General features: G+C 70.0%; 21 protein-coding genes. 12 read left to right on the top strand and 9 right to left on the bottom strand.

What is annotated here, in order from left to right:
- Nucleotides 1-92: 92 nt before the first annotated feature.
- The gene (locus A9977_RS02000) at nt 93-1,046 is read right to left on the bottom strand and encodes a nitronate monooxygenase family protein (protein WP_183023183.1); all 954 of its coding nucleotides are present in this window, start codon (nt 1,044-1,046) and stop codon (nt 93-95) included.
- 42 nt (nt 1,047-1,088) lie between these two features.
- Nucleotides 1,089-2,636, bottom strand: a complete 1,548-nt coding sequence (locus A9977_RS01995; protein ID WP_220811431.1) for a class I adenylate-forming enzyme family protein — start codon at nt 2,634-2,636, stop codon at nt 1,089-1,091.
- 300 nt (nt 2,637-2,936) lie between these two features.
- Here A9977_RS01995 and A9977_RS01990 point away from each other — a divergent pair, with 300 nt between their 5' ends.
- From A9977_RS01990 to A9977_RS01975, 4 genes are all read left to right on the top strand, one after another.
- The gene (locus A9977_RS01990; protein WP_183023182.1) at nt 2,937-4,001 is read left to right on the top strand and encodes a Fe(3+) ABC transporter substrate-binding protein; all 1,065 of its coding nucleotides are present in this window, start codon (nt 2,937-2,939) and stop codon (nt 3,999-4,001) included.
- 235 nt (nt 4,002-4,236) lie between these two features.
- On the top strand, nt 4,237-5,925 hold the full coding sequence (locus tag A9977_RS01985; protein ID WP_183023181.1) for an iron ABC transporter permease: 1,689 nt from the start codon (nt 4,237-4,239) through the stop codon (nt 5,923-5,925).
- The gene (locus A9977_RS01980; protein ID WP_183023180.1) at nt 5,922-6,593 is read left to right on the top strand and encodes an ABC transporter ATP-binding protein; all 672 of its coding nucleotides are present in this window, start codon (nt 5,922-5,924) and stop codon (nt 6,591-6,593) included. The genes A9977_RS01985 and A9977_RS01980 overlap by 4 nt, the downstream gene beginning before the upstream one ends.
- Before the next feature lie 101 nt (nt 6,594-6,694).
- Nucleotides 6,695-7,690: an exostosin family protein gene (locus tag A9977_RS01975; protein WP_183023179.1), complete on the top strand. Its 996-nt coding sequence runs from the start codon at nt 6,695-6,697 to the stop codon at nt 7,688-7,690.
- On the opposite strand, the gene trxC is transcribed toward A9977_RS01975, so the two are convergent.
- Nucleotides 7,691-8,128, bottom strand: a complete 438-nt coding sequence (gene trxC / locus A9977_RS01970) for a thioredoxin TrxC (RefSeq protein WP_183023178.1) — start codon at nt 8,126-8,128, stop codon at nt 7,691-7,693.
- A gap of 48 nt (nt 8,129-8,176) precedes the next feature.
- On the bottom strand, nt 8,177-9,076 hold the full coding sequence (locus tag A9977_RS01965) for a LysR family transcriptional regulator (protein ID WP_183023177.1): 900 nt from the start codon (nt 9,074-9,076) through the stop codon (nt 8,177-8,179).
- Between the two features lie 107 nt (nt 9,077-9,183).
- Here A9977_RS01965 and A9977_RS01960 point away from each other — a divergent pair, with 107 nt between their 5' ends.
- The 8 genes from A9977_RS01960 (at nt 9,184) to A9977_RS01925 (ending at nt 18,458) form a co-directional block, all read left to right on the top strand.
- Nucleotides 9,184-10,875 carry an acyl-CoA dehydrogenase family protein gene (locus tag A9977_RS01960; protein WP_183023176.1) on the top strand — a complete coding sequence of 564 codons (1,692 nt, stop codon included), beginning with the start codon at nt 9,184-9,186 and terminating at the stop codon, nt 10,873-10,875.
- A 37-nt stretch (nt 10,876-10,912) separates the two neighbouring features.
- The gene (locus A9977_RS01955) at nt 10,913-11,887 is read left to right on the top strand and encodes a tripartite tricarboxylate transporter substrate binding protein (RefSeq protein ID WP_183023175.1); all 975 of its coding nucleotides are present in this window, start codon (nt 10,913-10,915) and stop codon (nt 11,885-11,887) included.
- A gap of 33 nt (nt 11,888-11,920) precedes the next feature.
- Nucleotides 11,921-12,892: a tripartite tricarboxylate transporter substrate binding protein gene (locus A9977_RS01950; protein ID WP_183023174.1), complete on the top strand. Its 972-nt coding sequence runs from the start codon at nt 11,921-11,923 to the stop codon at nt 12,890-12,892.
- Nucleotides 12,889-14,139: a CaiB/BaiF CoA-transferase family protein gene (locus A9977_RS01945; protein ID WP_183023173.1), complete on the top strand. Its 1,251-nt coding sequence runs from the start codon at nt 12,889-12,891 to the stop codon at nt 14,137-14,139. The genes A9977_RS01950 and A9977_RS01945 overlap by 4 nt, the downstream gene beginning before the upstream one ends.
- Nucleotides 14,136-14,561: a PaaI family thioesterase gene (locus A9977_RS01940; protein WP_183023172.1), complete on the top strand. Its 426-nt coding sequence runs from the start codon at nt 14,136-14,138 to the stop codon at nt 14,559-14,561. Before A9977_RS01945 ends, A9977_RS01940 begins: the two co-directional genes overlap by 4 nt.
- Nucleotides 14,562-14,590: 29 nt before the next feature.
- Nucleotides 14,591-15,718, top strand: coding sequence for a CaiB/BaiF CoA-transferase family protein (locus A9977_RS01935; protein WP_183023171.1), 1,128 nt, complete (start codon nt 14,591-14,593; stop codon nt 15,716-15,718).
- Nucleotides 15,719-15,769: 51 nt separating this feature from the next.
- Nucleotides 15,770-16,180 (top strand): lactoylglutathione lyase, encoded by a 411-nt coding sequence (gene gloA, locus A9977_RS01930; RefSeq protein ID WP_183023170.1) that lies wholly within the window; start codon nt 15,770-15,772, stop codon nt 16,178-16,180.
- 112 nt (nt 16,181-16,292) lie between these two features.
- Nucleotides 16,293-18,458, top strand: a complete 2,166-nt coding sequence (locus A9977_RS01925; protein ID WP_183023169.1) for a gamma-glutamyltransferase family protein — start codon at nt 16,293-16,295, stop codon at nt 18,456-18,458.
- A gap of 21 nt (nt 18,459-18,479) precedes the next feature.
- On the opposite strand, the gene A9977_RS01920 is transcribed toward A9977_RS01925, so the two are convergent.
- The 5 genes from A9977_RS01920 to A9977_RS01900 all read right to left on the bottom strand — a co-directional run bounded on the left by A9977_RS01920 (nt 18,480) and on the right by A9977_RS01900 (nt 22,823).
- Nucleotides 18,480-19,121: a response regulator transcription factor gene (locus tag A9977_RS01920; RefSeq protein ID WP_259651760.1), complete on the bottom strand. Its 642-nt coding sequence runs from the start codon at nt 19,119-19,121 to the stop codon at nt 18,480-18,482.
- The gene (locus tag A9977_RS01915; protein WP_259651759.1) at nt 19,118-20,170 is read right to left on the bottom strand and encodes a sensor histidine kinase; all 1,053 of its coding nucleotides are present in this window, start codon (nt 20,168-20,170) and stop codon (nt 19,118-19,120) included. The genes A9977_RS01920 and A9977_RS01915 overlap by 4 nt, the downstream gene beginning before the upstream one ends.
- Nucleotides 20,171-20,349: 179 nt before the next feature.
- A complete protein-coding gene (locus tag A9977_RS01910; protein WP_183023167.1) occupies nt 20,350-21,084 on the bottom strand; it encodes an aspartate/glutamate racemase family protein in 735 nt (244 codons plus the stop codon).
- 20 nt (nt 21,085-21,104) lie between these two features.
- On the bottom strand, nt 21,105-21,998 hold the full coding sequence (locus tag A9977_RS01905; protein ID WP_183023166.1) for an amino acid ABC transporter substrate-binding protein: 894 nt from the start codon (nt 21,996-21,998) through the stop codon (nt 21,105-21,107).
- Between the two features lie 36 nt (nt 21,999-22,034).
- Nucleotides 22,035-22,823 carry an aldolase gene (locus A9977_RS01900; protein WP_183023165.1) on the bottom strand — a complete coding sequence of 263 codons (789 nt, stop codon included), beginning with the start codon at nt 22,821-22,823 and terminating at the stop codon, nt 22,035-22,037.
- Nucleotides 22,824-22,861 lie beyond the last annotated feature (38 nt).

The raw sequence follows: 22,861 nt of genomic DNA, 5'->3' as shown, positions 1-22,861 counted from the left end.
CGCGGAACCGGCTTTGCCGGGCCGCAGGTGTCGCCCCCGGAAGGGGGTTGGCGAAGCGACACGAAGTGCGCGAAGACTGGGGGAGAACCATGTCAAGCCGCCATGTGGTTGAGCGCAGAGCGGTACTCCCGCACCATGCGCGCGATCAGGTCCGCCGTCGGCAGCACCTCGCGGATGTTGCCCACGCCCTGCCCCGCGCCCCAGACGTCCTTCCAGGGCTTGATGCGGGTCGAGCCGAAGTTCATCGAGGTCTTGTCGGCGGTCGGCAGGTTCGCCGGGTCCAGCCCTGCGGCCGCGATGCTGCGGGCCAGGTAGTTGCCGTGCACGCCGGTGAACAGCGGCGTGTAGGTGACCTCGGCCGCGGCGCTGTCGACGATCATCTTCTTGTAGCCCTCCTGCGCATTGGCCTCGGGCGTGGCGATGAAGCGCGTGCCCACATAGGCCAGGTCGGCGCCCATCGCGCGCGCCGCCGCCACGTGCGCACCGGAGGTGATCGAGCCCGAGAGCGCGATCGGGCCGTCGAAGAACTGGCGCACCTCGCTGACCAGCGCGAAGGGGCTCATGGTGCCGGCGTGGCCGCCCGCGCCCGCGCACACCAGGATCAGGCCGTCGACGCCGGCCTCGAGCGCCTTCTTCGCATGCCGCACATTGGTCACGTCGTGGAACACCAGGCCGCCGTAGGCATGGATCGGTGCCACGTAGTCGGTGGGCGCCGAGAGGCTGGTGATCACGATCGGCACCCGGTGCTTCACGCACAGCGCCATGTCGTGGTCGAGCCGGTCGTTCGACGCATGGATGATCTGGTTGACCGCGAAGGGCGCGATGCGCCGCTGCGGCTCGGCCGCGCGGGCCGCGGCCAGCGTGCCGGTGATCTGCGTGAGCCATTCGTCGAGCAGTTCCTTGGGCCGCGCGTTGAGCGCGGGGAAGGAGCCGACCACGCCGGCCAGGCACTGGGCCAGCACGAGCTCGGGGTTCGAGATGATGAACAGCGGCGAGCCGATCAGCGGCAGGGACAGCCGGTCCTTGAGGAGGTCGGGAAGGGCCATGCGAGGCTCCTGGTGAAGTTGCGAAAAACGGAAGCGCGGCGCTCAGGCGGCGGTCTGCTGGCGCGCGATGGCCTCGAGCGCGGTCTTGAGGATCTTTCCGGAGGGCGTGGTCGGCAGCTGCGCCAGGCAGTGGATCTCGGTGGGCAGCTTGTAGGGCGAGAGCCGCTCGCGCAGGTAGAGGCGCAGGGCCGGCTCGTCGAAGGCCGTGCCCGACACCGTCTCGATGAAGGCGACCACCTCCTCGTTGTGCTCGACCGTGCGGCCGACCACCGCCGACTGCACCACGTCCGGATGGCTGTTGAGCACCTGCTCGACCTCGACCGGGTAGACGTTGAAGCCCGAGCGGATGATCAGTTCCTTGCTGCGTCCCACGATCAGCAGCGCGCCGTCGTCGGTGCGCCGCGCCATGTCGCCGGTGTTGAACCAGCCCTCGGCGTTGATCGCCGCACGCGTCTGCGCCGCGTTGCGGTAGTAGCCCTTCATGAGGTTGGGCCCGCGCACCCACAGTTCGCCGATCTGTGCATCGGGCACCTCGGCGCCCGTGGCGTCGACGATGCGCGTCTTGACGCCCGGCAGCGGCACGCCGACCGCGCAGTCGTCGCGCCGCACGTCGATGCGGGTCTGGGCCACGGTGGGCGCGGTCTCGGTCAGGCCGTAGCCGTTGTTGAGCTGCAGGCCGAAGACCTGCTCCACGTCGGCCTTGAGCGCGGGCGTGAGCGGCGAGCCCGCCACGCAGAGGAAGCGCAGCTTGGGCGCCGCCAGCGGCACGCCCTGGTCGCGCGACCATTCGAGCAATTTGACGAACATGGCGGGCACGCCGGTGAAGGCGGTCACGCCCTTGTCGGCGAAGGCCCGGGCCATGGCCGCGGGCGAGAAGCGGGGCTCGAGCAGCACGGCCGAGCCGCTGGCCATGCAGCCCAGGAACTGGGTCGACAGGCCCACCACGTGGGCCATGGGCAGCGCGCTGTAGATCAGGTCGCCGGGCCCGAAGCGGCGGATGTGGACCGAGGCCATGGCCGCGAACATCAGGTTGGCATGGGTCAGCATCACGCCCTTGGGCGCGCCCGAGGTGCCGGAGGTGTAGATCAGCGCCGCGACCTGGTCCTCGGCCGCCGCATGGCAGGGCTCGGCCTCGACCGCCTCGGCCAGCGGGCCGACCGGCAGCGGGCCCAGGCCCTGCCAGTCGACGCGTTGCGCGCCATGGCGCTGCGCATGTTTCTCTGCATCGGGCGAGACGTGGGTGGTGTAGAGCACGCGGCGCGCGCCCGAATGGACCACGAAGTCGTCGACCTCGCGCGCCGACAGCCGGGCGTTGATGACGCTGGCCCAGGCATCGAGCCGGCTCAGCGCGAGCACGAAGACGCCGACGGCCGCGCAGTTCTCGCCCACGATCAGCACCCGGTCGCCGGCCCGCACGCCCAGCGCCTGGAGCTGGGCCGCCGCGGCCACGGTCACCGCGTGCAGTCGCGCGTAGTCGAGCGACACATGGGCATCGGCCACGGCCAGGGCGTCGGGCCGGGCGGCGACCCAGGGGTCGATCAGCTGGTGCAGGCGCGTGGGCGCGGCGCCGGAATGGGCAAGGGCTGGCATGGTGTCTCCGTCTTGGCTGCGCACTTCAGGTACTGCGATTTTGCGGAATCTTATTCCGCCGAGCAGTTCTTCAGTCTGCAGAATGGGCCGATCGACTCAGTTCAGGACTGCAATGCAGAACATGGGCCAAGGGAAAACCCTTTTCCCCTTCTCCTGCGGGCGGAATAGGCCGCAGCCTTGTAGGTCCAATCGCCGGCCTCCCGGTCGGTGAACTTGATAATGATTCGCATCGGCACCGCCCGATGAGGCCGCGGCCGCCATCCGGCAGCCCCCTCGACGTCCACCCAGGAGAACCCCTTCATGACCGACCGCCTGCGCGCGACCGGCCGCAGCCCCTTGCGTGCCCTGAGCTCCCTCGTTTCCATCGCCTGCCTCGCCGCAGCCGCGCTGCCGGCCCAGGCCGCCGAGTCGCTCACGCTCTACACCACGCGCGAGCCCGGCCTGATCCAGCCGCTGCTGTCGGCCTTCACGGCGACCACCAAGATCCAGGTCAATACGGTGTTCGTGAAGGACGGCCTGCTCGAGCGCGTCAAGGCCGAGGGCGCGCGCTCGCCGGCCGACGTGCTGATGACGGTGGATGCGGGCAACCTGCTCGACCTGGTCGAAGGCGGCGTGACGCAGCCGGTGAAGTCGGCCGTGCTCGAATCCGCGATCCCGGCCAACCTGCGCGGCGCCGACGGCCAGTGGTTCGGCCTGTCGATGCGCGCCCGCGTGCTGTACGCCGACAAGGCGATGAAGATCAACAGCTTCCGCTACGAAGACCTGGCCGATCCCAAGTGGAAGGGCAAGGTCTGCATCCGCGCCGGCCAGCACCCCTACAACACCGCGCTGATCGCCTCGCTGATCGCGCACGACGGCGAAGCCAAGACCGAGCAGTGGCTGCGCGGCGTGAAGGCCAACCTGGCACGCAAGGCCACCGGCGGCGACCGCGATGTGGCGCGCGACATTCTGGGCGGCATCTGCGACATCGGCCTGGCCAACTCCTACTACGTGGGCCAGATGAAGGCCTCGAAGGAAGGCAGCGATGCGCGCAAGTGGGGCGATGCGATCCAGGTGATCCGCCCGACCTTCGCCAACGCCAAGAGCGGCGGCACGCACGTCAACATCAGCGGCGCCTCGGTGGCGAAGAACGCGCCGCAGCGCGCCAATGCGGTCAAGCTGCTCGAGTTCCTGGTGTCGGAATCGGCCCAGTCGCTGTACGCGCAGGCCAACTACGAGTACCCGGTGCGCAAGGGCGTGGCGCTCGACCCGATCATCGGCCAGGCCATCGGCGAGCTGAAGGTTGATCCGCTGCCGCTGACCGAGATCGCGAAGTACCGCAAGCAGGCGAGCGCGCTGGTCGACAAGGTCGGATTCGATCAATAGGCTCCCCCCCGAGGGCGTCGCGCACTTCGTGTCGCTTCCGCCTTCCCCCCTCCGGGGGCAACACCAGTGGCCCGGCGAAGCCGAAAGCACTGGCTCTCCCCCGAGGGGCTTTGCGCACTTCGTGTCGCGTCGCCCTTCCCCCTTCCGGGGGCAACACCGGTGGCCCGGCGAAGCCGGTTCCACGGTGTTCCTGGAATAAGTCAATAAATCAGTTCATGGGCGGTGTGTGTTGGGTTTGAGTTTCGGCCGTCGTCCTGAAGGTCTTCGCGCGGCCGGGCCGCTGTGGCGGGCTGCCACGTTGCTGGTGGCGCTGGGCGTGCTGGCGCCGGTGGTCACGCTCGCCTGGCTGGCGCTGGGCGCCGATCTTTCGCATTGGGCGCACCTGCTGCGCTATGTGCTGCCGCAGGCCGCGCTCAACACTGCCGTGCTGCTGGCGGGGGTGGGCACGGTGGTGCTGGTCATCGGCACGGGCTGCGCCTGGCTTGTGAGCAGCTGCGATTTCCCCGGGCGGCGCGTGCTGCACTGGGCGCTGCTGCTGCCGCTGGCGATGCCGACCTACATCGTGGCCTTCGCCTACCTCGACCTGCTGCACCCCATCGGCCCGGTGCAAGGCGCGATCCGCTGGCTGCTGGGCTACGACAGCCCGCGCCAGTTCCGCCTGCCCGACCTGCGCTCGATGGGCGGCGCGATCTTCGTGCTGGGCTTCGTGCTCTACCCCTATGTCTACATGACGGCGCGCGCGATGTTCATGACGCAGCCGGCCCACCTGATGGAGGCCGCGCGCACGCTGGGCGAAGGCCGCTTCGGCGCCTTCCGGCGCGTGGCGCTGCCGCTCGCGCGGCCGGCACTGGCGGTGGGCCTGAGCCTGGCGCTGCTGGAGACGCTCAACGACATCGGGGCCTCGGAATTCCTGGGCATCAACACCTTGACCGTGTCCGTCTACACGACCTGGATCACGCGCTCCGACCTCGCGGGCGCGGCGCAGATCGCCTGCGCGATGCTGTTAGTGGTGGTGCTGCTGGTGCTGCTCGAACGTCACGGCCGGCGCCACCAGCGCTTCGGTTCGGCGCAGCGCATGCGCGCGATGCAGCCGCGCGCGCTGCGCGGTGCCGCCGCCTGGGCCGCGACCGCGGCCGCGGCGCTGCCGGTGCTGATCGGCTTCGCCGCGCCGGCGGCCTACCTGGTGTGGGAAAGCTTCAAGCGCCTGCGGCTGGGCCAGGGCGTGTCGCAAGGGCTGGTGCACAGCCTGGGCAACACGCTGGCGCTGGCCATGGGCGTGACCGTGATCGCGGTGGCGGCCGGCCTGGTGGTCGCCTGGACCGCGCGCAGCCATGGCTCGATGCCCAACCGCGCGCGCTGGCAGGCGCGGGTCGCGACGCTGGGCTATGCGCTGCCGGGCACGGTGCTGGCCATCGGCCTGCTCACGCCCGCGCTGGCCTTCGATGCGCAGCTGGCCGAAGGGCTTCGCCTGCCCGGGCTGCCGCTGATGGGGCTGGGCGTGGTGCTGGTGGTCGCCTGCGTGATCCGCTTCCTGGCCATGCCCGTGGGCGGCATCGAATCCGGCCTGGCGCGCATCCCGCCCGCGCTCGAACAGGCTTCGCGCCTGCTCGGCGAGAACGCCGGCGGCACGCTGCGCCGCGTGCACCTGCCGCTGCTGCAACCGGCCATCGCGGCCAGCGCGCTGCTGGTCTTCGTCGACGCGATGAAGGAGCTGCCCGCCACGCTGCTGCTGCGGCCCGCCAACTTCGACACCCTCGCGACCTGGCTCTACGCCGAAGCGGCCCGCGGCACCTACGAGGAAGGCGCCATCGCGGCACTGGCCATCGTGGTGGCCGGCCTGCTGCCGGTGGTGCTGCTGGCGCGCACGCAGTTCCGCGGCGCACCCGACGCCGGCGCCCCGCTCTCCGAGAATCTCCACCCATGACCGCCGCCCTGAACATCCACGACCTGCGACTCGGCTACCAGGGCCCGCGCGGCCTGCACACGGTGGTCGAGGGCTTCTCGCTGGCGCTCGAGGCCGGCCGGATCGGCTGCCTGCTCGGCCCCTCGGGCTGCGGCAAGACCACGGTGCTGCGCGCCATCGCGGGCTTCGAGCCGGTGCGCGCGGGCCGCATCGAACTGGGCGAGGTGCTGCTGTCGACGGCCGAGCGCCACCTGCCGCCCGAGAAGCGGCGCGTCGGCATGATGTTCCAGGAGTACGCGCTGTTCCCGCACCTCACGGCCGCACAGAACGTGGGCTTCGGCATGCCGCGCGCGGCCGTGGCCGAACGCACGGCGCGGGTGCGGGAGATGCTGACGCTGGTCGGCCTGGCCGAGGCCGGCGCGCGCTTTCCGCACGAGCTGTCGGGCGGCCAGCAGCAGCGCATCGCGCTGGCCCGCGCGCTCGCGCCCGCGCCCGCGCTGCTGCTGCTCGACGAGCCCTTCTCCAACCTCGACGGCGCGACGCGCGAGCGGCTCACGGCCGAGGTGCGCGACATCCTGCGCCAGGCCGGCCAGACCGCGGTGCTGGTCACGCACAACGAGCAGGAAGCGCGGGTGATGGCGGATCGCATCGGCACCATGCACAACGGCCGGCTGACGCGCTGGATGTAGGTCAAAAGCTCAAACTTTCGGCCAATACGCGGGGTCGGCGACCCCTGACCTTATATTGCGGTGCAGCGCCGGGTCCGGTGCCTTCTTCCAGGTATCGCCGCATGAAGCTTTGCTTTCTCACGCCCGCCGACACACCGCTGGCCAGCGCCGACCCCCAACGTCTCGACGCGCTGCGCGCCGAACTGCTGACCCGCCCCGGCGTCGTCGAAGTCGGCGAAATCGAGGAGGCCGACGCGCTGATCCTGCACGAGCCCTGGGCCTTCCGCGAGTGGCGCTACATCGACATGCTGGCGGCCGATCCGGTCGTGGGGCGCTTCCCGCACAAGGTCTACACGCTCAACGAGGACGACGCCGCGGCCGGCCTGCTGCGCGGCCTCTACACCTGCCTGCAGCGCAGCCGCTTCGATCCGACGCTGCATGCGGCCATCCCCTTCGTCGCCCAGCCCAACGAGGAGGTGGCGGCCCAGGCCGGCACGCCGCGACCGCCGGCCACGCTGCTGGCCACCTGGCGCGGCAACCCCAAGTCGAACCGCAAGCTGCGCCAGGGCCTGCTCGAGGTCTGCGGCCGCTCGCCGGCGTTCAAGGTCGAGTCCACCGAGAGCTGGCTCAACCACGGACCAGACGAGAAGCGGCGCTATGTCGAGCTGCTGCGCTCGGGCAAGTTCTCGCTGTGCCCGGGCGGCTGGGCCCCGGCGTCGATGCGGGTGTTCGAGAGCATGGCGCTGGGCGTGGCGCCGGCGATCCTGGCCGACGGCTTCGTCGAGCCGCCGGGGCCGGACTGGCGCAGCCTGTCGGTCCAGGTCCCCGAGGCCGAGTTGCCGTCGCTGCAGCAACGGCTCGAGGCCCGGGCGGCCGACTACCTGGCCATGGGCGAGGCCGCGCACCGGGCCTGGCAAACCCATTTCAGCCCCGAGCGGATCTTCCCCTACTACGCCGATGCGCTGCTGGCCCTGATCCGCAACGCCGACCCGGGTGGCTCGGCCGAAGCGGAGTTCGCCCGCTGGCGCTCGCCGCGGATGGCCCGGCTCAACGGCTGGACCCTGCCCCAGCGCATCGCCAACAAGCTGACGCGGGTGCTGGAGAAGGTCCGGCGCTGATCAGCGCAGCTGCGCCTCGGCCCAGCGCACGATGTCGGCGCTCCCCATGGCGCCGGCCTGCCGCGCGATCTCGCGGCCGCCCTTGAACAGCGCCAGCGTGGGGATGCTGCGGATGTTGAAGCGCGCGCCCAGCGCGGGCACGGCCTCGGTGTCGACCTTGGCCAGGCGCACGCGCGGCTCCAGCCTCGCCGCCGCGGCTTCGAAGCCCGGCGCCATCTGGCGGCAAGGACCGCACCACGGCGCCCAGAAGTCGACCAGCACCGGGATCTCGTTGCGTGCGATGTGGCGGTCGAAGGCGGATTCGTTCAGGGCCACCGAGCGGCCCGCGAACAGATGCTGGTGGCAGCTGCCGCAGTCGGGTGCGCTACCGAGCTGGTCGGTGCGCACGCGGTTGGTGGTGTGGCAGTGCGGGCAGACGATGTGCAGGGTGTCGGTCATTTTCTTCCTCTGTACCTTTCCATCTAGGGCCGGCGCGGCGAATTGCAATCAGGCCGTCGCCGCGCGCGGCCCCAGGCTGCGCACCACCGCATCGAGCAGCCGCGGCACCAGCACGTTGGGCGAGCCTGCGGGCCAGACGCCGTAGGCCTCCGAGGGCGGCGTGGCCTCCTCGAGCGGCCGGAACACCGCGCCCTTGAGCGCCGAATGGCGCATCGCGTCGGGCACCAGCGCCACGCCCAGGCCCTGCGAGACCATCGACACCACGGCCAGCCAGTGCCGCACCTCCTGCCGCACCTCGGGCCAGAAGCCGGCCTCGGCGCAGATCGCGAGGATGCGCGCGTGGTAGTCGGGCGAGGCGCTGCGCGAGAACAGCACGAAGGGTTCGCCGCGCAGGTCGGCCAGTGCCACCGCGCGCTTGCGCGCCAGCCGGTGGACGGCCGGCAGGCAGGCGACGAAGGGTTCGGACACCAGCAGCCGCGCCTGCAGCTCGGCCGGCACGCGGCCGGTGTGGACGAAGCCCACGTCCATGCGGTCCTGCAGCAGCTCGGTCATCTGCTCGCCGGAATTGAGCTCCACCAGGCTCACGCGCACCGCCGGATGCGCGGCCTGGAAGCGCGTCAGCGCCTGCGGCAGGCCGCGGTAGAGCATGGCGCCGACGAAGCCGATGCGCAGCCGCCCGGCCGAGCCCTGTGCCACCTGGCGCGCCTCGGTCGCCGCCTCCTCGGCGTCGCGCAGCAACGTACGCGCCGAGGCCTGCAGCGTCTGGCCGGCGGCCGTGAGGCGCACCGCCTTGCTGTTGCGCTCGAACAGCTGCGCGCCGACCGACTCCTCGAGCTGGCGGATGGCCACGCTCAGCGGCGGCTGCGAGATCGCGAGCCGCCGCGCCGCGCGGCCGAAGTGCAGCTCCTCGGCCAGCACGACGAAATAGCGCAGGTGGCGCAGCTCCATGGGGGCGTCCTTTCGACGATAGGCAGATCGGATAGATCAAGACCAAATCGATATTAGACAAGAATCATCGGCCACCGAAGAATGCGGGCGAACCAGGAGACAAGCCCATGCCGAGCCAAGCTGCCGCATCCGTCGGCGAGATTGCCGCCCATCCCGTGCCCGACCGTCATGGCCGGAGCCTGTTCGACCACGACACCGAGCTGCACCGCCTGCTGGCGCTCTACCTGCCGGCCGACCTGCTGGCCCACATGCGCCCGCACTTCGAGCGGCTTGGCGCCTTGGCCGGCGGCCGGCTCGACGAACTCGCGCACATCGCCGACCAGAACCCGCCCACGCTCACCCTGCGCACCCGCACCGGCATCGACGATCCGCAGGTGCACAAGCACCCGGCCTACGTCGAGATGGAACGGCTCGCGCTGAGCGAGTTCGGCCTGGCCGCCATGTCGCACCGCGACGAGACGCTGGGCTGGCAAGGCCGCATGCCGCCGCTGGTCAAGTACGTGCTGACCTATCTCTTCGTGCAGGCCGAGTTCGGCCTGTGCTGCCCGGTCTCGATGACCGATTCGCTGGCCCGCACCCTGAAGAAGTTCGGCAGCCCCGAACTGGTCGAACGCTTCATGCCGCGCTTCCAGTCGCTCGATTTCGACACCTTGGCGCAGGGCGCGATGTTCATGACCGAGCAGGCCGCCGGCTCCGACATCGCCGCCACCGAGACGCGCGCACACCAGGACGGCGAAGGCCAATGGCGGCTGACGGGCGACAAGTGGTTCTGCTCCAACCCCGACGCCGATTTCGCGATGGTGCTGGCCCGCGTCGACGGCGGCGCGCCCGGCCTCAAGGGCGTGTCGCTGTTCCTGCTGCCGCGCCGGCTCGAGGACGGCAGCGCCAACCGCTACCGCATCCTGCGGCTCAAGGACAAGCTAGGCACGCGCTCGATGGCCAGCGGCGAGATCCGGCTGGAAGGCGCGCTGGCCTACCTGGTGGGCGAGCAGGGCCGCGGCTTCGTGCAGATGGCCGACATGGTGAACAACTCGCGGCTGTCGAACGGCGTGCGCGCGGCCGGCCTGATGCGCCGCGCGGTGGCCGAGGCCGAGTACATCGCGCACGAGCGCCGCGCCTTCGGCCAGCGGCTGGAAGACATGCCGCTGATGCAGCGCCAGCTGGATAAGCTGCGGCTGCCCGCCGAGCAGGCGCGCAGCATGGTGTTCCAGACCGCGCAGGCGCTGGCGCGCTCCGACGGCGGCGACGCCGGCGCCTACCCGCTGCTGCGCATCCTCACGCCGCTGATCAAGTTCCGCGCCTGCCGCGATGCGCGCAAGGTCACGGGCGATGCGATGGAAGTGCGCGGCGGCTGCGGCTACATCGAGGAATGGAGCGACCCGCGGCTGCTGCGCGATGCGCACCTGGGCTCGATCTGGGAAGGCACCAGCAACATCGTCGCGCTCGACGTGCTGCGCGCGGTCAAGCGCGAGGGTTCGCTGCCGGTGCTGCAGGCGCATTTCTCGGCACTGGTCGACGACGCCCCGCTGGCGCCCGCCTTCGCCGCGGCGCTGCGCGAGGCGCTGGAGCGCGCGGCCCGCCTCACGCTGCTCGCGGCCGAGGACGGCGGCGACCGGCTCGCGCGCCAGGCCGCCTCGGCCCTCTACCACGTGGTCAGCGCGATCGCGATGGCCTGGGAAGGCGCGCGCGGCGGCTCGGCCCAACGCGTGGGCTGGGCCCAGTCGGTGCTGCTGCACCGCGTGCTGCCGCGCGACCCGCTGGCCGCGCCGCAGGTGCCGGCCGACTGGCAAGCCGCCTGAGCCATTCCATCCAGAACAGACAACGGAGACAACACCCATGCGACTTCTCGCCACCCTCGTGCTCGCCGGCATCGCGACGCTTCCCCTGCTGCCCGCGGCCCACGCCGACAGCTTCCCCGACAAGCCGATCACGCTGGTGATCCCCTTCCCGCCCGGCGGCCCGACCGATGCGATGGCGCGCACGCTGGCGGCCGAGATGAAGGACCGGCTGGGCCAGCCGATGATCGTGGAGAACCGCGCCGGCGCGGGCGGCAACATCGGCGCCGACTACGTGGCGCGCGCCACGCCCGACGGCCAGACGCTGCTGTTCGGCACCTCGGGCCCGCTGGCGATCAACGTGAGCCTCTACCGCAAGCCGGGCTACGACCCGGTGAAGAGCTTCGCGCCCGTGATCCAGGTCGGCTACCTGCCGAACATCCTGGTGGTGAATCCCGCGCTGCCGGTGAAGAACGTCAAGGAGCTGATCGCCTACGCCAAGGCCAACCCGGGCAAGCTCAGCTATGCCTCGTCGGGCAACGGCGCGTCCTCGCACCTGGCCGGCGTGCTGTTCAACGCCACCGCCGGCATCGACCTGCAGCACATCCCGTACAAGGGCACGGGCCCGGCGCTCAACGACCTGCTGGGCGGCCAGGTGAGCATGAGCTTCACCGACGTGCTCACCGCCCTGCCCTACGTCAAGACCGACAAGCTGCGCGCGCTGGGCATCACCACGGCCGCGCGCTCGCAGGCCCTGCCCGAACTGCCGACCGTCGCCGAACAGGGCGTGGCCGGCTACGACGTCAGCGTGTTCTTCGGCATCGTCGCGCCGGCCGGCACGCCGCCCGATCGCATCGCCAAGCTCAACCACGCCTTCGTCGAGGTGCTCGACACGCCCAAGGTCAAGCAGCTCTTCGCCTCGCAGGGCCTGGAGGCCGCGCGCGACAACTCGCCCGCCCAGCTCGGCCGCTTCATCGTGTCGGAGCGCGACAAGTGGAAGGACATCGTGAAGAAGTCCGGCGCGCAGCTGGACTGACGCGCGCCCTCCCCAAAAAACAAGAGACGAACCATGCAATTCATCGCCCGCCATCGCCACGCCCTGACCCTCGCCGCACTGTGCCTCGCCGCCGCCGCGTCCTGGGGCCAGGCCTATCCGCAGCGCCCGATCACGCTGGTCGTGCCCTATGGCGCGGGCGGCCCGACCGACCAGCACCTGCGGGCCGTGGCCGAGGAAGCCGGCAAGGCGCTGGGCCAGCCCATCGTGCTGGACAACCGGCCCGGCGCCAGCGGCACCAACGCCGCCGCGATGCTCACGCGCGCCGCGCCCGACGGCTACACGCTGGGCGTGCTGCCGGCCTCGGTCTACCGCGAACCCTTCATCAACAAGGTACCCTTCGATCCGGCCAGCAGCTTCTCGTACGTGATCCTGCTGTCCGACTATGCCTTCGGCCTGGCGGTCAAGGCCGATGCACCCTGGAAGAGCTGGAAGGACCTGGCGGCCGATGCGGCCAGGCGACCCGGCAAGATCAACATCGGCGCGACCGGCGCGGTCGGCACGCCGCGCATCGTGATGGACGAAGTGGGCGAAGCCGCCAGGCTGCAGTTCAACATGATTCCGTTCAAAGGAGATGCCGAAGTGACCAACGCCATCCTCGGCGGCCACATCGACGCCGCGCCCCTGTCGGGCGTGGCCGTGCCGCACATCGACGCAGGCAAGATGCGTTACCTCGTGATGCTCACGCCCCAGCGCGTGAAGCGCTACCCGCAAGTGCCCACGCTCAAGGAGCTGGGCATCGACGCCGTGATCGACTCGCCCTACGGCATCGCCGGCCCGGCCGGCATGGAGCCGGCACGCGTCAAGGTCGTGCACGACGCCTTCAAGAAGGCGCTCGAATCCGTGGCCGGCCAGCGCGTGCTCGACCAGCTGAACCAGCCGATCAACTACCTGGGCTCAGAGGACTATCGCCGGTACGCACTGGCGACCTCGGCCCGCGAGAAGGAACGCGTGGCACGGCTGCGCGCCAAGGGATTGATCGAATGAACACCACCGTCACCCCCCCACCCGGCCGCGCGCTCGACGGCCTGCGCGTGCTCGACCTGAGCCGCGTGCTCGCCGGCCCCTGGTGCGCGCAGCTGCTGGGCGACATGGGCGCCGACGTCGTCAAGGTCGAGAGCCCCGGCCGCGGCGACGACGCGCGCGAACTCGGCGTGGCGCTGGAACCGCAGCAGCCCGGCCAGGGCCGCGATTCGAACTTCTTCCTGGCCTGCAACCGCAACAAGCGCTCGATCGCGATCGACTTCGCCAAGCCCGCGGGCGCCGAGCTGGTGCGCACGCTGGTGCGCGACTGCGACGTGCTGGTCGAGAACTTCAAGGCCGGCACCCTGCGCCGCTACGGCCTCGACTGGGACAGCCTGAAGGCCATCAACCCGCGGCTGGTCTACTGCTCCGTCACCGGCTTCGGCCAGGACGGCCCCTACGCCACCCGCCCCGCCTACGACTTCGTGATGCAGGCCATGACCGGCATGATGAGCACCTGCGGCATGCCCGACGGCACGCCCGGCGCGGCGCCGATGCGCACCGCGATCCCGGCCACCGACCTGGTCACCGGCTACCAGGCCAGCGTGGCGGTGCTGGGCGCGCTGATCCAGCGCGGCATCACCGGGCGCGGCCAGTTCATCGACGCGGCCATGCTCGACGCCAGCATCGGCTTCAACGTGCACCTGGCGCAGGGCTTTTTGCTCAATGGCGCGGTGCCCACGCGCCAAGGCAACAACAACCCGATCGCCGCGCCCTCGGGCGTGTTCAAGACCGCCAACGGCTGGCTGGTGGTGGCCGCGGGCAACGACCGGCAGTTCGTCCACCTTTGCAACGCGCTGGGCCGGCCCGAGCTGGCCACGCATCCGCTGTTCGCGACCAACGGCCAGCGGGTGATCTCGCGGGTCGCACTGCATGCCGAGATCGAACCGCTGCTCGCCGCCCACCCCACCGAGCACTGGCTGCCGCTGCTCGAGGCGGCGCAGGTGCCGACCACGCGCATCAACACCATGGACCAGGTCTTCGACGACCCGCAGGTGCGGCTGCGCAAGATGACGGTGGAGGTCGACCATGCCAGCGGCCAGCGCATCCCGATCCTGCGCAGCACGCTCAACATGAGCGACAGCCCGGTGGACTACCGCGCGCCGCCGCAGCTGGGCCAGCACACGCGCGAGGTACTGAACCAATGGGCGGCACTGGAACCGGCGCAGGTCGAAGCGCTGTACACGGCCGGCGTGGTGGAGGGCCGATGAGCACGCCCTTCCACGACGAGCCGGCAGACCACCTCTTCGGCCTGCCGATGCCGATGGTGCAGGTGTTCGGCCTGCGCGGCGAAGCCATCGGCGACGACCGGGCCCGTGTGCGCATGCCCTTCCACGCGCTGCACACCAACAGCCGCGGCGACGTGCACGGCGGCGCACTCGCCGTGCTGCTCGACTGCACGCTGGCCAGCGCGGCGCGCGCCCACGACCCGGTGCGCTTCGGCGTGCTGACGGTCGACATGACGCTGCATTTCGTCGCGACGGCCAGCGGCGAGGTCGTGGCCTCGGCGGTCTGCGAACGGCGCGGCCGCTCGCTGTGCTTCGTGCGCGGCGAAGTGCACGACGCGCAGGGCACGCTGATGGCGCTGGCCACCGGCACCTTCAAGCTGGCCGAGCGCACCACGAGCGCCTGAGCCCCCACCTCCCTCGTCCAAGGACCCCGATGACCTCCCCAGCCTCCACCGGCGCCCTCGCGGGCGTGCGCGTGCTCGACATCTCGCGCATCCTCGGCGGGCCCTACTGCGGCCAGATCCTCGGCGACCACGGCGCCGACGTGCTCAAGGTCGAGCCGCCGCAGGGCGACGACACGCGCACCTGGGGCCCGCCCTTCAAGGACGGCGTGGCCTCGTACTACCACGGGCTCAACCGCAACAAGCGCACCCTGCACCTCGACCTGGGCAGCGCCGAGGGCCGCGAGGCGCTGCTCGCGCTGGTGGCCGAGGCCGACGTGCTGATCGAGAACTTCAAGACCGGCACCATGGAGCGCTGGGGCATCGGCTACGAGACGCTGTCGCAGCGCTTCCCGCGGCTGGTGTGGTGCCGCGTCTCGGGCTTCGGCGCCGACGGCCCGCTGGGCGCCCTGCCCGGCTACGACGCCGCGGTGCAGGCCATGACCGGCATCATGAGCATCAACGGCGAGGCCGACGGCGGCCCGCTGCGCGTGGGCCTGCCGGTGGTCGACATGGTGACCGGCCTCAACGCGGTGATCGGCGTGCTGCTGGCGCTGCAGGAGCGCACGCGCAGCGGCCGCGGCCAGTTCGTCGAGGCCGCGCTCTACGACAGCGGCCTGTCGCTGCTGCACCCGCACGCGGCCAACTGGTTCGTCGACGGCAAGGCGCCGCGGCGCACCGGCAACGCGCACCCCAACATCTACCCCTACGACGCGCTCGCGACCGGCACCGAGCCGGTGTTCGTGGCGGTGGGCAACGACGGCCAGTTCGCGAACTTCTGTCGCTGCATCAGCCTGCCCGAACTCGTCGCCGACCCGCGCTACGCCACCGCCGGCGCGCGCTCGGTGAACCGTGCCTTGCTCAAGCCCGCGCTCGAAGCCGCGATGCAGGCCTTCGACGGCCATGCGCTGGTCGAGACGCTGATGGCGGCGGGCGTACCGGCCGCGCCGGTGCTGCCGGTGGATGCAGCGCTCGCGCATCCGCACACCGCGCACCGAGAAATGGTGGTCGAGATGCCGGGCGGCTACCGCGGCATTGGCGCACCGGTGAAGCTGGGCCGCACGCCCGCCACCTACCGCCATGCGCCGCTCACGCCCGGAGAGGCCTTCGACGCGCGCTGATTCGGAAGGCGTCGCACAATCGGGGATTCCCAAAAACTGCGAACCCACGAGATGCGACTTCTCCACACCATGCTGCGCGTCGGCAACCTGCAACGCTCGATCGACTTCTACACCCAGGTGCTGGGCATGCAACTGCTGCGCACCTCGGAGAACCCCGAGTACAAGTACAGCCTGGCCTTCGTCGGCTACGAAGGCAACCCGGCCCAGGCCGAGATCGAGCTGACCTACAACTGGGGCACCGAAAGCTACGAGCTGGGCACCGCCTACGGCCACATCGCGCTGGGCGTGCCCGACGCCTACGCGGCCTGCGACAAGATCAAGGCCGCCGGCGGCAACGTCACGCGCGAGGCCGGCCCGGTCAAGGGCGGCAGCACGGTGATCGCTTTCGTGACGGACCCGGACGGGTACAAGATCGAACTCATCCAGCGGGCCGAGAACGCCGAGGGCGGCGGGCTGCGCTGAGCCCGGAAGAGAGCGCAAGAGGTCGCGGCCCAGGGTGCATCCCGATGCGCCCGGCACGCGACTTGCGTGATGATCGAAACGCCGACATGGGTCGGCTTTTCTTTTTTTCACGATGCCCTTTTCGAGACTTCTTCCCGTCGCGCTGGCCGCGACCCTGGCCGCCTGCGGTGGCGGTTCGCACGGTTCCTTCGATCCCATCCAGCCCTCTCCGGCCCCGGTGGACCCGGTCGCACCGACCGTGCCCGAGCAGCCCACGAGCGGCGTGCGCTTCGACCCCGCGCTGTGCACCCAGCAGGCCGGCGCGCCGCACGGCCAGACCGCCGGCATCGCCGGCACCACCCTGATGGTGAGCTCGGCGCACTACGAGGCCTCGAAGGCCGGCTGCAAGGTGCTCGCCACGGGCGGCACCGCCATCGACGCCGCCATCGCGGTGCAGGCCGTGCTGGGTACGGCCGAACCCTTCGCCTCCGGCCTCGGCGGCGGCACCGTGATCACCTACTACGACGCGGCCAGCCGCAAGGTCCGCACCTTCGACGGCTTCTCGGCCGCGCCCGGCACCACCGGCGGCGCGACCACGGTCTACCAGGCGGTCGCGCAGGACGCGTCGAACCTCGCGCCCTTCAACACCTGCAAGTCGGGCCTCAACGCCGGCGCGTCGATCTCCTCGCAGCAGGGCAACACCAACATCTCGGCCCGCGCGGTAGGCATTCCGGGCACGGTGGCGGTGCTCGACCTGGTGCACCAGGCCTACGGCAAGGCGCCCTGGAACACGCTGTGGGACGACGCCATCGCGCTGGCCGAGCACGGCTTCCCGATGACGAAGTACATGTACTCCACGCTCTATGCCGACAGCGCGGAGTTCGACGACGACGGCAACCCGGTCGACGCGGGCACCGGCGTGGCCGCCTGGGTCAATTCGGCCGGCACCGCCAAGGGTGCGGCGCGCTGCAGATACCCCGACATCCAGAAGCGCTACTGCGACCCGGGCGACGGCAGCGGCCAGCGCCCGTTGCCCATCGGCACGCTGATCACCAACAACGAACTGGCCGCCACCATGAAGCGCGTGCGCGACGGCGGCGCCGCGGCCTTCTACGACCCGGCCCAGCCGACGGTGCAGGCCATCGTGCAGCGCACCACCACCGGCAGCCTGCCCTGCGCGTCGATCCTGCCCGTGGCCGGCACCGCGGCCAAGCCCAGCGTGGCCAGCACCATCGCCTCGATCCCGAGCCTGATGAGCGCCGCCGACTTCGCCAGCTACCACGCGGTAGAGCGCAAGCCGCTGGTCGGCACGCGCTTCGGCACCACGATCTACACCCAGCCCGCGCCCTCCTTCGGCGGCTTCGTCACGCTCTACTCGCTGGGCCTGCTGGAGCGCAAGAAGATCCAGGACGAGGCCTTCAACTCGCCGCGCTTCGTCTACACCGCGGCCGAGGCCAGCCGGCTGGCCAACATTGACCGCCGCACGGTGCTCGGCGACCCGGCCTACTCGAACGTCAACGCGCGCGTGGCCACGCTGCTGTCCGATGCCGCGCTCGACCTGCGCGCCGGCCTGATCGACGGCACGGCCCTGGGCACGGTGCCGGTGGGCAACGTCGGCGCCTTCGCGGCCACCGACCCGGCAGGCTACGACACGATGGCGTCGCTGCTGTCGAAGCGCGGGCGCACGCTGCTGGCCAAGGCCGGCACGCCGCGCCACGAGGAAGACTGGAACACCACCAGCAACGTCGCGATCGTCGACGCCTACGGCAATGCGCTGTCGATGACCACCACCATCAACACGCACTGGGGCGCGCACCTGGAAGCCGCGGGCATGATGATGAACAACGTGATGTCGAACTTCTCGGCCAGCACGCCGGGCTCGGACGTGAACGGCTACGAGGCCTACAAGCGGCCGCGCAGCTCGATCGCACCGGCCATCGCCTTCGATGCCGCGGGCAACCTGCGCCTGGTCTGGGGCTCCGCGGGTGGCGGCCCGATCCCCGACTACATCGTGAAGACCTTCATGGGCCATGTGGTCGGCGGGATGGACATCCAGGCCGCCGTCAACGCGCCCAACTTCACCGGCCAGAACGGCGTCGCCGAGATCGAGAGCGGCTCGGCGCTGGCGCCGCTGGCAGCGGACCTGCGCAGCAGCTTCGGCTACACCACGAGCACCTTGCAGGTCACCGGCCTGAAGAGCGGCATCAGCGGCATCGCCGTGACGCGCGATGCCCAGGGGCGCCCGGTCTACACCGGCGCGGCCGACAATCGGCGCTCGGGCGCGGCCAACGGCTACTGACCGGCGACGCGGGCCGGGGGACTACACCCCGGCCTTCTCGATCAGCCGCACCAGCTCGATCAGCGAGGCGGCCTGCATCTTGCGCATCGCCTGGCCGCGCCGCACTTTCACCGTGATCTCGCTGAGGTTGAGGCTGGCCGCGATCTGCTTGTTAAGCAGGCCCTGGATGACCAGCCGCGTGACCTCCTGCTCGCCCGCGCTCAGCGAGGCCCAGCGCAGCTTGAGTTCGGACACCACCGCCTCGCTCGCGCGCCGCGCCCGGTCCTTCTCGATGCCGTGCTGGATCGCGTCGAGCAGGTCCTGGTCGCGGAAGGGCTTGGTCAGGAACTCGATGGCGCCGTTCTTCATCGCTTCCACGCTCATCGCGATGTCGCCGTGGCCGGTGATGAAGACGGTGGGCAGCCGGATGCCCAGGTCGCCCATCTGGCGATGGAAGTCCAGCCCGCTCTGGCCCGGCATGCGGATGTCGAGCACCAGGCAGCCGGGCGCATCGTCCGGCGGATGCGCGAGAAACTCGCGGGCCGAGCCGAAGGAGCGGACCTGCAGCCCGACCGAGGCGAACAGGTCGTCGAGCGCGGCGCGCACCGAATGGTCGTCGTCGATCACGTAGACGATGGGCGGCGTCGAGCGGTCCACCGACGACGCTTCCATTTCCTTGTTCATGTGGTCTTCCCTTTGGCGATGGGCACACTGAAGCGGAAGGTCGCGCCGCCGCTCGCGTTCGGCTCGGCCCAGATCTTCCCGCCGTTGGCTTCGACGATGGTCCGGCTGATGCTCAGGCCGAGCCCGATGCCGCCTTCCTTGGTGGTCCAGAAGGCGTCGAACAGATGGTCGAGCGCCTCGGGGCTCAGGCCGCAGCCCGCGTCCTCGATGCAGAAGAGCACGCCGCCGCCATCCGTGAGCGAGGTCGAGATCCGGATGTTCTTGCGATGGGCCGGGCCCGACGCCACCGCCTCGATGGCGTTCAACAGCATGTTGCCGATCACCTGCTGAATCTGCACCCGGTCCGCCAGCACCGCAGGCAGCATGTCGTCGATGTGGGCTTCCAGCGCGATGCCGTGCCGCTCGATCTCCCCGCGCGACAGCGAAACGATCTCGCGCACGGCCTGCGGCAGGTCGAAGGCGCTCTTGCGCGGCTTCTCGCCCTTGGTCAGGCTGCGCACGCGGTCGATGATGTCGCTCGCGCGGTGGGCATCGCTCAGGATCCGGTCGAGGGCCTGCAGCGCCTTCTCCACGTTGGGCGGGTCCTGCGCCAGCCAGCGCTGGCCGGCGTTGCCGCTGGTGACGATGGCGGCCAGCGGCTGGTTGACCTCGTGGGCGATCGAGGCCGTCAGCCCGCCCAGGCTCGTGACGCGCGCGATGCGCAGCAGCCGGGCCTGCGCATCGTGCGCCGCGGCCTGCGCGGCCTCGGTCTTGAGCGCGAGCCAGGTCGTGATCGAGATGGCGACGATGCTGATGCCGGAGTTGATCAGGCCGACCTTGTAGAGGCCGGCGGGCGTCAGGTAGAAGCTCACCACCGTGAGCGCGATGCAGACGCAGGCCAGCGCGATCGCCGCGCGCGCCGTGAGCAGGCTCACCGCCGCCAGGATCACCACCGAATAGAAGACCGCCACCGCCACCGCGTACTCGGTGAGCGTGTCGGCCACGAAGATCGCGGCCATGACGAGCACCATGCCAGCCAGGCTCAGCATGCGACGGTATTGCAGCGGCATTCGCATTTTTTGACGCTCGGAACAGCAGGACGCGGAGGACCGGGCGCGGCCGTGAAAACAGCCGCCGCCCGTGAGGATGCCGAAGCGCGGCAAAGGGGCCGCCCCCTCCGAAGCCTCGCATCGGAAGGCCGGCGGGGGGCACGTTCGGCCGGGGAAGGATACTGCGAAAAAACGCGCGTTCAGGCCGCCGCGTAGGCGCGCTGCGCCAGGGCCTGCGCGAGCACCTGGGCCGGGTCCACCAGCCGCACGCCCGGGTGTGCATCCAGCGCGGTGAGCGCCAGCGGGATCTCGGTGCAGGCCAGCACCAGATGCCGGCAGCCATGGCGCTCGACCATCCGGGCCGCGACCTCGGCGAACAGCGTGCTCGCCAGCGCCATGTCGCCGGCCTTCACGCCCTCGACGATGCCGCGCATCAGCTGCGCGCGTTCCGCCTCCGAAGGCAGGTGGCACACGATGCCTCGCGCCTGCAGCGCCTGCTGGTACAGCCCCAGCCTGTAGGTGCCCAGCGTGGCCAGCAGGCCGACCGATGCCACGCCGTCGTCGGCCAGCGACCGCACCGTCTCGTGCACGATGTGCAGCAGTTCGACCTCTGGGCAGGCCGCCTGCAGCTGCGGATGCCAGGCATGGGCCGTGTTGCAGGCGATCGCCACGCTCACCACCTCGTGCCGCGCCAGCCCTTCGATGCCGCGCAGCATGCCCGCCAGCGGCGACGGGCCGTCGTCGAGCAGAGCTTCGGTGCGGTCCGGCACCGGCAGCTGCACCAGCCAGTGCTCGGGAAAGGCCTGGTCGAACACCGCGCTGCCGCCGGCCTGCAGTTCGCGCTTGCAGGCCGCGACGAACAGGCGGATGAAGTCGGCGCCGGCGGCCGGGCCCATGCCGCCCAGGATGCCGACCTTGCGGCTGTTCATCTGCATCGATGCCACCTTTGGCGGGCTCAGTAGTCCGCGGGGTTGGGCGAGTCCGTGGGCTTGGCGATCACCTTCAGCAGCGCCTCGCTCATCGGGAAGTTCAGGTTCACGCCGCGCGGCGGAATGGGCGACTGGAACCACTTGGCATAGAGCGCCTTGATCTCGCCGCTGGCGTAGAGCTTCTCGATCGTCTTGTCGGCGATGGCCTTGAACTCGGCCTCGCCGCGCGGCAGCATGATCGCGTAGGGGTCCTTGCTCAGCGTGTCGGTGCTCAGCGTGTAGTCGGCGGGGTTGAGCGTGAACGCGATCTGGCCGATCAGGTTGATGTCGTCCTCGAAGAAGGCTTCGGCCCGGCCCGAGGTGAAGGTCAGCATGCTGTCGGAGAAGTCCTTGGCCTGGATCAGGTTCAGGTCCAGGTTCTCGGCCCGGTCGATGCGGCGGATGCGCGGCACGGTGTTCGAGCCCGTGGTCGCCACGACGGTCTTGCCCTTGAGGTCCTTGAGCGTGTGCAGGTTGCTCGATTTCAATGCCACGAATTTGGCGCCGACCACGAAATAGGTGGTGCTGAAACTCACCAGCGCCTGGCGCTCGGGATTGTTGACGGTCGAGCCGCATTCGAGATCGATGGTGCCGTTCTGCATCAACGGAATTCGATTCTGCGAGGTCACGGCCTGACGCCGGATTTCCAGATTCGGCCGGCCGACCACCTTCTTTATTTCATCGACGATCCTGCCGCAGATTTCCTGGCCATAGCCAATGGGTTCACCCTTGCTGCCAAGGTAGGAAAAAGGCACCGACGATTCACGGTAGGCCACGGTGATGAAATTCCGGTCCTGGATGGTCTTGAGGCGCCCCGTGAGTTCCGCCGAATTCGCCGCCACGGAGGAAAGAGCCAGTGCCGCAATGGCTAGCGGAAGCATGTTCAATTTCATTTTCAATCTCGCGATTTCTGCAATTCAAAGGGGGTAGTCGGGGTCGGTCCGGAGCAGCCGTCTCTTGACGCTTTCCAGGTGCTGGATGGCGCTTTCGCTGCCGCCCGAGCGCATCTGCGCGTAGGTGGCCTGGGCCAGTTCGGGCGCAATGCGGTTGAGTTGGCGGCCGGTCGATTCGGCCAGCACCTGGACCTCGCAGGCGCGCTCCAGGTAGTACAGGTCGTTCCACGCGTTCGCGATCGTCGCGCCGACCACCATCACGCCGTGGTTGCGCATGAACACCACGTCGGCGTCGCCGATCGCCCGCGCGATGCGGTCGCCCTCGAGCGCGTCGAGCGCCAGCCCGTTGAAATCGTCCACTGCCGTGCGCCCGTAGAACTTCAGCGAAGTCTGACCGGCCCACTGCAGCGGCGGCCCCTCGACCATCGCCAGGCTGGTCGCATAGGGCATGTGCGTGTGGAAGGCGACCCGGGCGCGCGGCAGGTTCTTGTGCACCCGGGCGTGGATGTAATAGGCCGTGATTTCCGGCGCGCGGTCGCCCTGGACCACGTTGCCGTCGAAGTCGCAAATGATAAGATCCGACGCCTTTATTTCATCGAACGCCAGGCCAAAAGGATTGACCAGGAAATACTCGTCGGATCCGGGCACCACGGCCGAGAAGTGATTGCAGATTCCTTCTTCCATGCCCAGCCGGGCCGCCATCCGGAAACAGGCGGCCAATTCGACCCGAGCCAGTCGGACCTCGGCATTGTCGAAAATCTTCGGATCGATGGAGTGCAGGGAATTCGGATTTCCCGCCAGTGAATGCGCCATGTATTCTTCAATGAGATTTCAAGGTGGAAATGGCAGAT

Origin of the sequence: Variovorax sp. UMC13 (assembly GCF_014170375.1) — a bacterium.
GTDB lineage: Bacteria > Pseudomonadota > Gammaproteobacteria > Burkholderiales > Burkholderiaceae_C > Variovorax.
This window is presented reverse-complemented; position numbering and strand designations above follow the sequence as displayed.